Below are 14518 nucleotides of genomic sequence, written 5' to 3'. Positions count from 1 at the left end.
AACCTGCACGGGATCTGATCAATCGAGGTAAAAGAGTTGCTCATTCCGAATAAACCGTCGATCCTGTCGGAAGAAATCATTCAAAGTGAAATGGAGGTGCTCCACTTAAACCGTTTCATGTCGCGGCCCGACCGACAAATAATCATTTCCTCAGAGTGGCGGTTAGCGCTTGAATGAATTGACTTTTTCGCCCGCAAGTGAGCCAAAAAAGTATTGACAAGCCTAGCGATGTATGCTATAAGAGCGAATCTTTAAAAGAAATCACGGCCTTGTGCATTAAAGCGGATCGCGAGTCGGGGTGTTGTTTCCTCCGGCGGCACTGCTTCGGGGTGGGTTTTTTTCTCATCTTACAATCTTAATTTTGAATTCGATAAAGGGCCAGTAGGGTCTCTCCATCTTTAAACCTCTTTAATATTGATGGAGCGCCGTTGTTCTGGTTTTCTGGCAATTGGATACATCATTCGTTTCCTTCCCATGCCGAATATCAACAGGGTTTTTCTCCCTGATTCCATCCCTCACCCGCAGTTCGTCTCTATTAGGGGGATGGCTTGGTCGTTTCTTTCAATAATGTAGGGGCGATAGATTGTTTAATAAAAGGTATTTTATTTTAGTGAGTCTCCTTTTTTTTCTTTTTTTCACGGCCGCTCTCTCCGTGCAGGGGGCTTCTCCCAAGAAGGAGTCTCCTTCCGCTTCAACTCCGTCAAAACCGAATCCTTCGGAAGGCAAACGTATTTTTAATCATTACTGCGCGGTCTGTCATGGCGTCACCGCAAAAGGAAATGGGGTGAATGCCGAGAGTCTCGATCCGACGCCCGCCGATCTGACCAGTGGTGATGTGCAGGGCTTGACCGATGAAGAGATCTATGAGGTCATCGATTTGGGCGGGGGATATGTCGAACTTTCCGTTGCGATGCCCCCCTGGGGAAAGACCCTTTCCGGCGAGCAGATCAGCGACCTTGTCGCATACATCCGCACATTTTCGGAAGATGCCCCCGAGCCTGAAAAGGGGGTGCGGCTCTCGGATGTGCGGCGGGGGGACCGCTCCGATTGCCAGATCTGCCATATGAAACAGGGCCAGATTCGTCCGATCGCTCCCAACCTGGGCCATGAGGGGAGCAAGCTGAATCCGGAGTGGCTCTCGAAATTTCTGAAAGATCCGGAGAAAATTCGCCCGGTCGGTTTTATCCCGCTCACCAAATCGAAGATGCCTGATTTCCAATTGAGCGATGAGGAGGTTTCGGCGCTTACCGCATTTTTGATGACTCAAAAAGATGGTGGAGTGTCCGCGGCTCCTTTGGCGGGGCTGAACCTGTCCGACCCGGCGGAAATTGAAAAAGGAAGAAGGTTTTTTATCGATAAATATGCCTGCGACGCCTGTCACAAGGGGGCGGAAATCGGCGGCATCGTCGGTCCGGATCTTTCGAGCACGGCAGAACGTATCAAGCCGGAGTGGGTTTACTTCTGGTTGAAGAATCCCCAGGCGATACGGCCCGATGTGGCGATGCCGAACTTCGGCATTCCCGACTCGGAGATACGCTCCCTGATCGCCTACATTTACAGTCTCGGCGGGGGCGCTTCCCAGGCGGCCAAGGTTTCCGGAGAAACTCCCTCCGATCCGGCGTTGATTAAAAAGGGAGAAAAGTTAATTAAAGATAAAAATTGTCTTGCTTGTCATACCATGGATAGTTTTAATAGTCAGGAGAGGCGGCAAGAAAAGGGGAAAGAGCAGGCGGCGGCGCCGCGCTCCTAAAGTTCCAGAGAAAAATTGATTTTTCATTAAGACAAGCGGCATCTTTACGGATCTCTTAAATAAGGGGAAACGATGATGATGAACGGGGTTCGGTTTTTTCTCTTGAGTTTGATCGCCATTACTTTTATTTTAGTGCCAGCGGGTGTCCGTGCGGATGAAGAGGACGACAAGCCGTTAAAGCCGGTTCCGAAGGAATACGCGGACAAACATATGCCGAAAGGGTGGTGGACCGACCCCAAAATCATCGCGGAAGGGAAAAAACTTTACGAAACGGCGCATTTGGAATTTGAATTCAAGGGGAAAAAGGTAAATGTAAAGGATGGTTGCGCCGAATGCCACGGCATTGATCCTAAGAAAGACCGGCCCAAGCAGAGAGGGGCGCGGGATTTTCGGGTTCCTAAGAAAATCAATCAGTATTCCGACAGCTATTGGTTTTGGCGGCTTTCTGAAGGGGTGCCCAAGACCAAGATGCCGGCGTGGAAAGATAAACTGAGCGAAGAGGAGCGATGGAAGATCATCGCTTATGAGCATACGATGTCCCACGGCTCAAAGGCGGAAGCGCACGAACATCCAGAGATTCAGATTTCCGTTGAAAAATAGCGGGGAGCGTTTTGGCTTCCCTGGGAGGTTTCGCTTTTAGCGGTTTGAAGGGAACGTTTCCCATGGTCGCTTATCACCTCGCTTATCATTTCCTAAGGCTAGGAATCCGATGACTACGATGGAAATTGAATCGATCAAACCGTTGTTGGCCGTCGCCGTTTCTTTGATCGGCGCGGCGCTCATTGTCGCAACCCGCAGGAATCCGAATGTAAGGGAGGGATGCTCCCTGGTGACGGCGATCCTGAAATTTCTGATCGTCGCTTCCATGATTCCCGCGGTCCTCGCGGGAAATACGCTTCACTACAATCTGATCACCCTTCTGCCGGAAGTCTCCATCGCGTTTCGGGTGGACGCGTTAGGTCTTGTTTTTGCGATCACCGCCTCCTTCCTCTGGATCGTAACCACCCTTTACTCCATCGGCTACATGCGCTCCCTCAGGGAGCATAACCAAACCCGCTACTACACCTGTTTTGCGATCACCCTTTTTGCGACGTTGGGTCTGGCCTTTTCGGCCAACATGATCACCCTTTTTCTCTTCTACGAAATCATCACCTTCATTACCTATCCCTTGGTCACGCACAGCGGAACCAAAGAAGCTTACGCCGCCGGGAATAAATACCTCTTTTATCTCTTGGCGACGACGAAGGCCTTCTTCGTGACCGCGATGTTTTTGACCTACAACATCACTGAGACCTTCGATTTCAGGCCGGGCGGCGTTTTTCCCGCGGGGGCAAATCAAACCGTTCTAATTATCACTTATTTCCTTTTCATCGCCGGCCTCGGCAAGGTGGCGATCATGCCGTTTCACGCCTGGCTTCCGGCCGCCATGATCGCTCCCACGCCGGTCAGCGCGCTGCTTCACGCGGTGGCGGTCGTGAACGCGGGAGCGTTTTGTGTCCTCCGGATCATCTTCCATGTTTACGGCGTCGATTTGATGAAGGAGTTGAACCTGGGGGTCATGACCGGGTTCCTTGCTTCTTTCACGATTATCACGGCTTCGGTCTGGGCGCTGACACGGGATAACCTCAAAGCGCGGCTCGCCTACTCGACGATCAGTCAACTCTCTTATATGGTATTGGGCGCGGCCCTCTTGACCCCCAGCGGGATGGCCGGCGGAATCATGCACATTGCAAACCATGCCTTTGCGAAGATCACCCTCTTCTTCTGCGCCGGGTCGATCTATGTCGCTTCCCACAAGACGAATATTTCCGAGATGGCCGGCATCGGGCGGAAGATGCCCTGGACCATGGGCGCTTTTGCGCTTGGGACCCTCAGTATGATCGGTGTCCCTCCGGTGGCCGGATTTCTGACGAAATGGTATCTGATGACCGGCACCATGGAGGCAAAGGAGCTCGGCTTCCTTTTTGTCTTACTGTTCAGCTCCTTTTTAAATGCGCTTTATTTTCTGCCGATCGTCCACAAAGCTTTTTTTGAAGGACCGCAAGAAGCTCCGGAAGGGCTGGCGCTTCGTCCCGTTCCGCAGAGTCTGGGGGCGGCGGCCGCAGGCGGCCACGAAGGGCATTCCCGTCCGGAGGGGCCGATCAAGGAGCCTTCTTATTTCCTCGTGGTTCCCCTGTTCTTATGCGCGCTCCTCTCCGTGCTCTTGGGGATGTTTCCCGAGTTGATACTCGATCTGGCCAAACTGGTTATTCGATGAACCAGCCTGTGACGAGTGAAATGGATCGTGAAGCGCGCCGTAGGACGGTCTCTACGTGCGTCGGAGAGAACCGGCTGATGAAACGAGAGAACGACTCTGGAGGAAGATTATGACCGGGTGGATTCATCCCGCTGCCTTCTTTTTCATCGCTGCGGCTTTGCTCCTTTTTGTAAAAGGAAAAGCGAAGCAAGGGATCATTCTCGCCGCTCCCGCACTCGGTTTCCTCTCCCTCCTGATCGCCCCGGAAGGGGATCACGGCACGACGACCTTTATGGGACAGCAGCTCATCTTCGGAAGGGTCGACCGCCTCAGCTTGATCTTCGGCTATATCTTCACCCTCATGACTTTCGTCGGAATGACCTATGCCCTCCACCTCAAGCATGAAAAGGAGCACATTGCTGCATTGCTCTACGGCGGAAGCGCTCTGGGGGTGACCTTTGCCGGGGACCTCTTCACCCTTTTCCTTTTCTGGGAGATCATGGCCTTCTCGTCGGTCTTTCTGATCTGGTTTAAAGGGGACAAGCCGTCGAGCGCCGCCGGTTTCCGCTATCTTCTGATGCACATCGTCGGCGGGCTTTTCCTGCTCGGTGGAATCGTGATTCACGCCGCCGGCGGCGGGGGAATCGCCTTTAATGCGCTTCCACATGCCGGTCTGGGCGCGACGCTGATCCTCATCGGGTTTCTTTTGAATGCGGCCGTGCCGCCGCTGCACGCCTGGTTGGCCGATGCCTATCCGGAAGCGACCGTGACGGGGATCATTTTCTTGAGCATTTTTACAACGAAGACGGCCGTCTATGCTTTGGTGCGCGGTTTTCCCGGAACGGAAATCCTGATCGTGCTCGGAGCGGTCATGGCCGTTTACGGCGTCGTCTATGCGATGCTCGAGAATGATATCCGAAGATTGCTGTCGTATCACATGTTGAGCCAGATCGGATACATGGTGGTGGGGGTCGGGATCGGGAGTGAACTGGCGCGCAACGGGGCCGTCGCGCTGGCCGTCGCAAATATCGTCTATAAAGGGCTCCTGCTGATGGGGATGAGCTCGGTCCTTTTCATGACCGGAAAGCGGAAAGCATCCGAGTTGGGGGGGCTCTACCGAACGATGCCTTGGACCTTCCGGCTGTTTATGATCGGCGGTTTGTCCATCTCCGGGTTTCCGCTGCTGGCGGGATTCGTCAGCAAATCGATGGTGGTGTCGGCCGCCGCGGAAGCGCACCAGGGATGGGTCTTCCTGCTCCTCACGCTCGCCTCGGCCGGTACGTTTCTTTCGACCACCCTCAAGCTTCCCTATGCGGTCTTCTTGGGCGAGGACAAAAAGATCGCTGCGACCGATCCTCCCAAAAACATGCTGGTCGCGATGGGTTTGGCCGCTCTTCTCTGCGTCCTCATGGGGGTCCTGCCGGGTCTGTTCTACCGGTTGTTGCCCTTCCCGGCGGAGTATCACCCCTATACGGTCGCGCACCTGGTCGAGTCGTTGCAAATTCTCTGCGCGACCGCTTTGGGATTTATCTTTTTCTTGCATAAATTTCATTCGGAAAATACGATCAGCCTCGATATCGACTGGTTTTATCGGAAAGGGGCGGCGGCTTTTCTCTGGCTGGCCAAACTGAATAAGTCTTTTTCAAGCCCCGAGCGATGAAGGGGCTTAGACAGGTTGTTCGATGAATCCGCATACGGATCAAACAAGCGCTACCCGGAAAAAAGAGGCCGCCTCCACAAAGGGGCTCGATGGAGTCGCCGTGAAGGTCACAAAACAATCCGTTCACGCTGGAGGCTCCAATTTGGTGAAGCCTGAGCAGATTCAAAAAATAAAAACACCATTAATCGCCGCGTTGGTTCTTCTGGCGGTCGTGGATATCTTCGTCCACGGAGATCATGCCACATTTATTTGGGATTCGATCCCGGGATTCAGCGCCGTCTACGGCTTGATCACGACGGTGCTGATTATCGTGGTTTCCAAGTTTTTGGGGCATGCCTTTCTGATGAAGCCGGAAGACTACTATGATTGAACGGGAAATCTGCGGGTTATCGACGAAGAGACGGCGCGCCATTCAGGTGGTCGGAAAATTTGATAAACCGCATAACGGGTCTCCGGATTCGTCGAGATCCAAAGGGGGTTTCTCATGACCTTCAAAAGTGTGATTCGAAAACCGATTTTCGCGGTGTGGCTCCTTTTCCTGGCCCTCTTCTTGATCCTGGAGGCCTCCTTCCTCTTTGCCCAGACTCCCGCGGCCGGAGGCGCGGTTGAATACCGCGATCCTTCCTGGATCAGCAGCCGTAATTTCATCTGGATCCTCTCTCAGGTGCACCTCCTCTTCGGCGGATTCGTCCTGGGGGTGCCGATCTTCGCCTGGCTGTGCGAGGTCATCGGCATGGTGTCGAAGGATCGCCGGTACGACCACCTCGCCAAAGAGTTCACCATCCTGATCACCGCCTGTTTCGAGATGACCGCCACCTTGGGGATCATCTTCCTTTTTGCCCTTCGCGTCCTTTATCCGAAACTCTGGACCTATCTCACCGGTGTTTTTCTCCCCAGCTTTTACTTCTATCTCTTCCTTTTTGTCTTGGAAGGGGCGGCGCTCTACATTTATGCGGCGAAGTGGGACGCGATGCAGGGTAGGTACAAGCCCCTTCACATGTTCGTCGGCCTGATTCTGAACATCGTCGGCTTTTTCGTGATGATCGTGCCGAGCGCTTGGGCCTCTTTCCAGGCGAGTCCGGTCGTTTTGAACGAGGGAATGGGGTGGATCGAGAAGGCATGGGCCGCGGCGAACAACCCGACCTGGTGGCCGGTGAACATCCATCGAATCGTCGCGAATGTCGTTTTGGGAGGATATGTCTGCGGGGCGTACGCGGGAGTCCGCTATCTCGGCGCTAAAACGAGGGAAGAGCGCGAGCATTACGACTGGATGGGGTATGTCGGAAACTTCATCGGGATCTTCGGGCTTCTCCCGTTGCCCTTTGCCGGCTACTGGCTGATGCGGGAGGTGTATGAGTATAACCAGCAGATGGGGATCACCCTGATGGGGGGGATTCTCTCCTGGCTCTTTATCCTCCAGGCCCTTCTGATCGGGGTGCTCTTTCTCGGCTCCAATTACTACCTCTGGCAGGGGCTCATCACCCGGACGGAAGACGGGGTGAAATACAAGCCGTATATCGTCATCATGCTGGTCACCATTCTCGCTTGTATGGGGGTCTGGATGACACCGCACAGCTTGGTCGCCAGCATGGAAGAGGCGCGCGCGATGGGGGGAACCCATCATCCGATCCTGGGGGTCTTCGGGGTCATGTCGGCCAAGTTGACGGTGGTCAACATCATCATCCTGACCAGCTTCATGAGCTTCCTTCTTTATTGGAGGGCGAACCAGCAGATCACCGTCAAATGGGGAAAGGCGGCCCGCGTCTTTGAGGTTTTCCTCTTTTCGGTCGCGATTATCGGCGTGATCCTGGCCGGCATCTACGGCTACTTTGTTCCGGCGATTTACCGCGTCAACGTTCTCTCCGTCGCCCAGGTGTTGGCGGTTCTCTTCGTCCTCGCGCTGGTGACGCCGATGACAGGCATGATGCTCCGGGGGGCGAAGATGACCGGAAAAATGACCTGGGGAATCATGCGGCCGAGCTCCCAATATGCGTTGGTGATTAACGCGATCACCGTGGTCCTCACGATGAGCCTGATGGGTTATGCCCGTTCCGCGTCGCGGGTCCACTGGCATGTCTATGGGGTGCTGGAAGACACCTCCGCCTATGCCTATACCCCTCCGTTGGGGACGGCCGCCTTTCTTTTTTCGGTCAACACCCTTCTCTTCTTCTCTCTGGTCGCCGCGATCTTCTGGGTGACCACCCGGACGATCCGCTACGACGGTTTCTGCACGCAATATTTCTTCGTCGCTCCTTTTGTCGAATGGCTGGTGAGCCTTCCTGAAAAGCTCAGCGCGCCGAAACCGGTCGGTGAAGCGCGGTCCCCTTATTTCCGGAAGGTCGTGGGGGTCGTCGTCGGATTTCTGGCGGCGTTTACCTGGGCCGGCTTTATGGTTCCACAGAGCGTCGGTCTTCCCCCGACAAAAGAGAAGCTGGATGTGGCGAAAATTTCAACCGAGAAAGATCTGACGAGAATCGGCCAGAACATGTTTTTCGGTAAAGGGCAATGCGCCCTCTGCCATACGCTCGGGTCGGAAGGAGGGCGTTGTCCGACGCTCCAGAATGCCGGGGCCCGTCTGACGCGGGAGTTTATCTTCGAGACGCTGACAAAGCCGGACGCCTATGTGAAGCTCGATTTCGAGCAGGTGGAGCCGAAAAAGTATCCGGCGCAGATGCCTGTGATCAATCGGCCGCCGATCGATCTGACCGATCAGGAGCTGCTGACGGTGATCGCTTTCGTTCAAAGCCTCGGGGGAAAGGTCACGGTCGAACCGGCCGAGCTGATCGCCCTTGATCAGCCCGCTCCGGTTGCCGAGCCGGCGGAAGGAGAGGCGCCCGCTCCGGAAAGGCTGGAAAGCCGGCGAGAAGTAGGACACACAGGATCCTAAGAAGAGTTCAGTTGCAGATCAGGCGGGGATTCGGTCTTTGTTTTTTAGCCTTGGCGTTGGCGGCGGGTTGCGGCTCCAAGGCCGACGAGAAACTTGAGTTCGGCGCTGTTTCAAATGAACGGGACCTGGTTGAGATCGGGGAGAAGATTTTTTTCGGAAAAGGCCAATGCGCCCTCTGTCACACCCTTGGAGGAGAAGGCCGGGGGAAGTGTCCCGATTTAGAGGGGGCGGGGGAACGTCTCACGCGGGAGTTTATCTACGAGACGCTGACGGAGCCGGATAAATATATCCGGCTCGATTTCGATCCCGCAGAGCCGAAAAAATATCCGGCGCGGATGCCGGCGGTCGATCAGCCGCCGATCGGTTTGACGGAGCCCGAGTTGTTGACGGTGATCGCCTTCGTTCAGAGCCGGGGGGGAAAGATCACGGTCAGCCCGGTGGAACTGAAAAGATAGGACAAGAAAGCTGACTCGGTCAGCAGGTGAGGTCGCTGCGATGGAAAAAATAAAAAAGAAGGGGATGCCTCCCGGGCTCAGAGTGGCCCTCTCTTTGGCTCTATTTTATCTCTTCTTGAGGTTTATCGTTCAACCTCCCCTCCCGTTCAGCGTCATTTTTATGTATATGGCGATGGCCGTGGCGGGGGCGATCATGTATCTCACCCTGTTTTTCGATATCAAAGAGGTGATCGTCAACCCGATTTATACCTTTTTGGGGGGGGGCGTGGAAGGGGGGGTGGCCAAGGGGGGGCGGTATGCGCTTCTGGTCGCCATGCCGCTGGTCGTCTGGTTCGGCTCGTATCAGAAATTCAATAAAGAGATTCAGCCGCCGCTCGATCCGCGCGTGATTCATCCGGCTCCTCCGGTGGAATTTACCGGTTTGTATAATCCCTTCAACGTCGAAGACAAAGAAACGCTGCGGAAAAGCGTCGCGGACGGGAAAGAAATTTATTATAAAAATTGCATCTTCTGCCATGGCGATCTGCTCGACGGCGACGGGATTTTCGCGCATGGATTTAACCCCAGGCCGGCCAATTTCCAGGACCCCGGGGTTCTTCCGATGCTTCAGGAGTCGTTTCTCTTCTGGAGAATCAGCACCGGCGGGATCGGGCTTCCGCAGGAGTCGACCCCCTGGAGTTCGGCGATGCCGAAATGGGAAGACATGCTGACCGATGAAGAGCGGTGGAAGGTGATTCTCTTCCTCTCTGATTATACCGGATTTGTGCCGAGAAGTTGGGAGTAGATCGGTCTTGATGAGGAATCCAATGTTAAGAAGAGCGATCGGACGATACGGACTGACTCTGATGTTGATTTTCGGGGCCGCTGTTTCACCCGTCTGGGCCGACGAGGAGGCCGCTCCTGAAGCGAAAAAGTCGGACGATAAAAGTAAAGGTGTCGTCAGCGTGGAGCTTGGAAAGGAAGTCTATATCAAGCGGTGTCTCGGCTGCCACGGCGCGGAAGGGGCCGGAGACGGCCCGGCTGCATTGCGGTTCAAGCCGGTGCCGAGAGACTTTACGAAAGGTCTATTCAAATATAAATCGACCCCCCATGGGAGCGTCCCGACCGATGAAGACCTCATCAAAGTGGTCGTCCAAGGGCTCCCCGGCACGGGAATGCCGGCCTGGAAAAGCATTTTGAAAGATAATCAAATCCGCTCGGTCGTTCAGTATATCAAAACCTTCGCGCCGCAGTTCAAGGACGCGGCGCCCAAGCCGATCACGATCGGCCCCGAAGTCAAATCTTCGCCGGAGAGCATCGAGAAAGGGAAGGCGCTCTTCAAAGAGCTCGCTTGCTTCATGTGCCACGGCGAGGAGGGGCGGGGAAATGGACCCCTTGCCCCCACGCTGAAGGACAATTTGGGGCGTCACGTTCAGCCGCGAAATCTGACCAAGGGCTGGATCTTCCGTGGAGGGGGGGCACGGGAGAATATCTATATGCGGATCAACACCGGCTTGATGGGAACGCCGATGCCCTCTTTCGCAGACAAACTCGACAATGAAAAGAGCTGGCATATCGCCAATTACGTCAATTCGCTTTCCCAGTATCCGGGGGTTCCCAATTGGAACGTCGCCGTAATGGCGAAACCGATCGAAGGGGATGTTGCCGACGATCCGGACGATCCCCGCTGGAACGACCTGGAACGGCATAGTTTCCCGCTGGTCGGCCAGGTCACGATCGATCCGAGGATGTTCACCCCGACCGTCGATATGGTCACGGTGAAGGCGATGTACAACGAGAAGGATCTGTCGCTTCTTGTCATCTGGGACGACCCGACGAAAAGTGTGGCGACGCCGGCGGCCGGAGAGACGGTCCCCGAAATTTTCGATGACGCCGTCGCCATTCAGTTTCCGACCAAAATGTTGCCGGGGACCCAAAAACCATACTTCATCATGGGGGATGTGAACCACTCGGTCTATGTCGCCCGCTGGAACGGAAGAACCAACAGCGTCGACGAGTTCAATGCGAACGGGACGGAGGTTCGGGTCGGGCTTCGGATCACGCCGCAAGAGGAGACCAACTGGCAATTTAAGGGAAAAGGGAAGTATCACCAGGGGCAATACAAGGCCGTGTTCAAGCGGCCCCTCGTCACCGAAGATAAAGAAACCGATTTGCAGATCCAGCCGGGCGTTTTTTACCCGATCGCTTTTACCGCCTGGGACGGCTCCAACGGGGAGCGGGACGCGATGCGATCTTTATCGGCCTGGTATTCCCTTTATCTTGAGGTGCCCGCGTCGAATGATCGCTTCATCTATCCGACCCTCTTTCTCTTGGTCGTTGTCGGTGTGGAGTGGTGGATCGCCCGAAGTTACCGGAATGGGAATGGAAATGGGAAGCAGAAATGATCTTTCTCTCTGTTGGAAAGGAATCTAGGTAATGAAGAAGCTGCAATTTGTGCTGATTCCGGCCATCATTCTCGTTATCGGCGGGGTTGCGTTTTCATTCTTATTCGAAGATAAACATGTCGCCAAGGGGAGGAAGGTTTTCAGCCGATATTGCACCCCTTGTCATGGAGACAGCGGCCGGGGAGACGGGTATAATGCAAAAAATCTCGACCCGCATGCGCGCGACCTGACCGACGGGACCGAAGAGTACATGGCAAAGCTGACGAATGAAGAAATTTACGAGGTCATCGAACAAGGGGGCTACGGCGTCGACCTCTCCGCAGGGATGCCGACCTGGGGAAAACATTTTTCAGAAGAAGAGATCTGGTCTCTCGTCGCCTTTATCCGGACCCTTCATTCTTATGACGGCCCGCCCGTGATCTTTGATAAAGAGAAGCCGTACCAAACGGCCCGGCCTCGGACCCCCCCGGTACAGGAGGCGGAGTTTGTTTCCCTTTTCGAGGAGAAGGTTTCCGATGACGACGGGCGTCAAGAAATGATCGATCAGGGGAAAGAGGTCTTTGTCGATCGCGGATGTGTCGCCTGTCATCAGATCGACGGGGAAGGGGGGGAGCTCGGTCCCGATTTAAGCCGGGTCGGTTTTATGTTACAGCCTCAATTTATTTACCGTTGGGTCCGGAATCCGCTGTCGTTCAAACCGCATACCCGGATGCCGAACCTCGATCTGTCGGATGAGGAGGCCTTGGCCGTCACCATTTATTTGAGCACGTTAAAAGGATCGTCGGAAGAAGTTCAAAAAGCGGAGCCGCATCGATCGGGGGCCGATCCCTTGCAGCGACGTTCCTGACGGCGGACAGAAATGAAACGGTTTCTCCCCGCCGCGGCGGCGGCTCAGGAGTCCTGACTTTTCACAGTGAAGAGCCGTCCTTAAAAAAGTCTCCCCGGACTCGGGAGGCGATCGCGGCGGGAGAAAAATTTACATCGCGCTTTTGACCCGCGGCGGGAAGCGCAGCGCTGGAATGGAATTTTACAGAGTCTTCAATGGAGGTCAAGAAAGAGGCCCATTGGGATGAGAAGGGAAGAAAGCGCGTCTGGATCATTGACATATTTAGTTCGCTGATTTATGATACGGCGACTTGGCTCCCTCGAAGCGTCTCTTCGGGGAAATTATCCTGACGGAATGCAATTGGCGATCTTCCTTATTTTCATCCTTTCCCTCGTAACGATTACGCCCAAGCCTGCGTTTGCAACGCACGAAGTCGACCATCGATATATTGTCTCCGGTTACGTTCGGGACGCGGAAGGAAACGCCCTGAAGGGCGTCGATGTGCTCTTAGAGCATAAAAGCGGGCAGAAGTTTAAGGTTAAGACGAACGGCTCCGGTTATTACGAGACCCTCTTTCACCTCCACGACGAAGATCTCGGAGATGAGATCACCGTCACGGCGGGAACCGAGGTCAAGAAGGTCGCCGTCGCGTTCAAAGCGGGCGATAAGGTGACACACCGGGGGGGGAGCGCCGACTTCGGCGCGCCCGGGAAATCGTCGCCGTTTGCCTGGATTTATTGGACCGGCGGGTTCGGTCTTCTGGCGGCGGTTCTTTATTTCGGTCTCTTTCGGAAAAAGAAGAAGAAAGAGGCCCCGCGCAAAAGCAGGAAAAAGAAGTGAGATCTTCCGTTTAGATTCACATTGAAGAAACACATCACCGCTTCAAAGCGGTGCGGAGGAGGTTCCATATGAATCCCGGTGGCAAGAAAGACAGTCCGCAAAATCCGCAACAGCAGCAGACGGATGTGACCCGGAGGCGGTTTTTTACCCTCATGGGCCTGGGGATCGGCTGGGGCGGGTTTGCCGCGGCGCTCGGAGGAAGCGGCGTCGGCGCCCTTCGGTACATGTTTCCAAACGTCCTTTACGAGCCCCCCACGGTCTTCAAAATCGGAAAGCCGGATGATTACGGAATCGGCGTCGATAACAAGCTGAAGAAAGAGCGCCAGATCTGGGTGGTCCGAAACGAGCGGGGAATCTATGTGATGGTGGCGATTTGCCGTCATCTCGGATGCACCCCCAACTGGTTCGACGACCAAAAAAAGTTCCGGTGTCCCTGCCATGGAAGTATTTATGACGTGGCGGGGAATGTCGTCGGCGGTCCGGCCCCCCGGACCCTCTGGCGGGCGGCCCTTTCAATCGATCCGGTCGACGGACAGATCGTCGTCAACTTTACGCAGCGCCAGGATCCCGATCCGAAGGGAACGGAGGAAGGGTTGATGGTCGACGAAAAGAGCCGGGAAGTTCCACCGTTTTTCTTAGAGGTATAGCGGAGTCCGACCTGTCGGACAGGTCGGACAAGAAGGGAAGGAGAGCCATTCGGAATGAATAAGTTACTCGATCAGATTCGGGAGAATGTGACGCAGACGCAGGTCTGGAAGTCGATCTTCCGTCACGGTTACCCGAACACCGACGCCAACCGGGCGCTGGTGATGTTCAGCAACGTCATCCTCCACCTCCATCCGGTTCGCGTCCGTCGCGGCGCGTTGAAGATCAAATTCACCTGGTGTCTCGGAGGGTTGACCTTCTTCTTTTTCGTTCTGTTGGCCGTTACCGGCGTTTTCCTGATGTTCTACTATGTCCCCGATACGCGGCGGGCATACAACGACATTAAAGACTTGGGAACGGTCATTTACTTCGGCAGCCTCTTCCGGGCGCTCCATCGCTGGTCGGCGCATGCCATGGTCTTCTCCGTCTGGATGCATATGACCCGCGTCTTCCTGACCGGGTCGTATAAGCCTCCCCGCGAATTCAACTGGGTGGTCGGGGTGATCTTGCTGGTGGTGACGTTGGTCATGAGCTGGACCGGCTATCTTCTCCCCTGGGATCAGCTGGCTCTCTGGGCGGTGACGGTCGGGAGCAAGATGGCGGAAGCGACGCCGCTCGTCGGGAACGCGGGACCGTTCGGTCCGGAGCTGGGGATGACGATCAACAACGATGTTGCCTTCGTCTTGTTGGGAGGAACGGTCGTGGGGCAGAGCGCGCTGCTGCGGTTCTACGTCCTTCATTGCCTCGGACTGCCGTTGGTGATGGCCCTCTTCATGGCCGTTCATTTTTGGAGGATCCGGAAGGACGGATTCTCCGGGCCGCTTTAATCGATTCG

Annotated in this window: 13 protein-coding genes; all 13 read left to right on the top strand. The window is 55.1% G+C overall.

The features are described from left to right. Window positions 1-610: 610 nt before the first annotated feature. The 13 genes from MNODULE_RS10720 to MNODULE_RS10660 all read left to right on the top strand — a co-directional run bounded on the left by MNODULE_RS10720 (window position 611) and on the right by MNODULE_RS10660 (window position 14510). A complete protein-coding gene (locus MNODULE_RS10720; RefSeq protein WP_320412471.1) occupies window positions 611-1750 on the top strand; it encodes a c-type cytochrome in 1140 nt (379 codons plus the stop codon). 72 nt (window positions 1751-1822) lie between these two features. After that, entirely contained in the window at window positions 1823-2350 is a 528-nt protein-coding gene (locus MNODULE_RS10715) for a c-type cytochrome (protein ID WP_168059601.1), read from the top strand. A 118-nt stretch (window positions 2351-2468) separates the two neighbouring features. After that, on the top strand, window positions 2469-4007 hold the full coding sequence (locus tag MNODULE_RS10710; protein ID WP_168061112.1) for a monovalent cation/H+ antiporter subunit D family protein: 1539 nt from the start codon (window positions 2469-2471) through the stop codon (window positions 4005-4007). 109 nt (window positions 4008-4116) lie between these two features. Beyond that, a complete protein-coding gene (locus MNODULE_RS10705) occupies window positions 4117-5646 on the top strand; it encodes a Na(+)/H(+) antiporter subunit D (RefSeq protein ID WP_168059599.1) in 1530 nt (509 codons plus the stop codon). Window positions 5647-5668: 22 nt separating this feature from the next. After that, window positions 5669-6016 carry a hypothetical protein gene (locus MNODULE_RS10700; RefSeq protein WP_202882178.1) on the top strand — a complete coding sequence of 116 codons (348 nt, stop codon included), beginning with the start codon at window positions 5669-5671 and terminating at the stop codon, window positions 6014-6016. 114 nt (window positions 6017-6130) lie between these two features. Beyond that, on the top strand, window positions 6131-8533 hold the full coding sequence (locus tag MNODULE_RS10695) for a c-type cytochrome (RefSeq protein ID WP_168059597.1): 2403 nt from the start codon (window positions 6131-6133) through the stop codon (window positions 8531-8533). An 11-nt stretch (window positions 8534-8544) separates the two neighbouring features. Further along, the gene (locus MNODULE_RS10690; RefSeq protein ID WP_168059595.1) at window positions 8545-8988 is read left to right on the top strand and encodes a c-type cytochrome; all 444 of its coding nucleotides are present in this window, start codon (window positions 8545-8547) and stop codon (window positions 8986-8988) included. A 40-nt stretch (window positions 8989-9028) separates the two neighbouring features. Then, the gene (locus MNODULE_RS10685; protein ID WP_168059593.1) at window positions 9029-9772 is read left to right on the top strand and encodes a c-type cytochrome; all 744 of its coding nucleotides are present in this window, start codon (window positions 9029-9031) and stop codon (window positions 9770-9772) included. Window positions 9773-9794: 22 nt separating this feature from the next. Continuing rightward, window positions 9795-11372, top strand: coding sequence for a c-type cytochrome (locus MNODULE_RS10680; RefSeq protein WP_168059591.1), 1578 nt, complete (start codon window positions 9795-9797; stop codon window positions 11370-11372). 31 nt (window positions 11373-11403) lie between these two features. Beyond that, on the top strand, window positions 11404-12219 hold the full coding sequence (locus MNODULE_RS10675; protein WP_168059589.1) for a c-type cytochrome: 816 nt from the start codon (window positions 11404-11406) through the stop codon (window positions 12217-12219). Between the two features lie 333 nt (window positions 12220-12552). After that, window positions 12553-13038, top strand: coding sequence for a carboxypeptidase-like regulatory domain-containing protein (locus tag MNODULE_RS10670; RefSeq protein WP_168059587.1), 486 nt, complete (start codon window positions 12553-12555; stop codon window positions 13036-13038). A gap of 68 nt (window positions 13039-13106) precedes the next feature. Next, on the top strand, window positions 13107-13685 hold the full coding sequence (locus tag MNODULE_RS10665; protein WP_238339443.1) for a QcrA and Rieske domain-containing protein: 579 nt from the start codon (window positions 13107-13109) through the stop codon (window positions 13683-13685). Window positions 13686-13739: 54 nt separating this feature from the next. Next, the gene (locus tag MNODULE_RS10660) at window positions 13740-14510 is read left to right on the top strand and encodes a cytochrome b N-terminal domain-containing protein (protein ID WP_168059585.1); all 771 of its coding nucleotides are present in this window, start codon (window positions 13740-13742) and stop codon (window positions 14508-14510) included. Window positions 14511-14518 lie beyond the last annotated feature (8 nt).

It is taken from the genome of Candidatus Manganitrophus noduliformans (assembly GCF_012184425.1).
Classification (GTDB): domain Bacteria; phylum Nitrospirota; class Nitrospiria; order SBBL01; family Manganitrophaceae; genus Manganitrophus; species Manganitrophus noduliformans.
This window is presented reverse-complemented; position numbering and strand designations above follow the sequence as displayed.

Coding starts and splice junctions, on each gene's coding strand:
- MNODULE_RS10695 (WP_168059597.1), top strand. CDS start 6,131: ATGACCTTCAAAAGTGTGATTCGAAAACCGATTTTCGCGGTGTGGCTC.
- MNODULE_RS10715 (WP_168059601.1), top strand. CDS start 1,823: ATGATGATGAACGGGGTTCGGTTTTTTCTCTTGAGTTTGATCGCCATT.
- MNODULE_RS10660 (WP_168059585.1), top strand. CDS start 13,740: ATGAATAAGTTACTCGATCAGATTCGGGAGAATGTGACGCAGACGCAG.
- MNODULE_RS10705 (WP_168059599.1), top strand. CDS start 4,117: ATGACCGGGTGGATTCATCCCGCTGCCTTCTTTTTCATCGCTGCGGCT.
- MNODULE_RS10665 (WP_238339443.1), top strand. CDS start 13,107: ATGAATCCCGGTGGCAAGAAAGACAGTCCGCAAAATCCGCAACAGCAG.
- MNODULE_RS10700 (WP_202882178.1), top strand. CDS start 5,669: ATGAATCCGCATACGGATCAAACAAGCGCTACCCGGAAAAAAGAGGCC.
- MNODULE_RS10675 (WP_168059589.1), top strand. CDS start 11,404: ATGAAGAAGCTGCAATTTGTGCTGATTCCGGCCATCATTCTCGTTATC.
- MNODULE_RS10680 (WP_168059591.1), top strand. CDS start 9,795: ATGTTAAGAAGAGCGATCGGACGATACGGACTGACTCTGATGTTGATT.
- MNODULE_RS10685 (WP_168059593.1), top strand. CDS start 9,029: ATGGAAAAAATAAAAAAGAAGGGGATGCCTCCCGGGCTCAGAGTGGCC.
- MNODULE_RS10710 (WP_168061112.1), top strand. CDS start 2,469: ATGGAAATTGAATCGATCAAACCGTTGTTGGCCGTCGCCGTTTCTTTG.
- MNODULE_RS10670 (WP_168059587.1), top strand. CDS start 12,553: ATGCAATTGGCGATCTTCCTTATTTTCATCCTTTCCCTCGTAACGATT.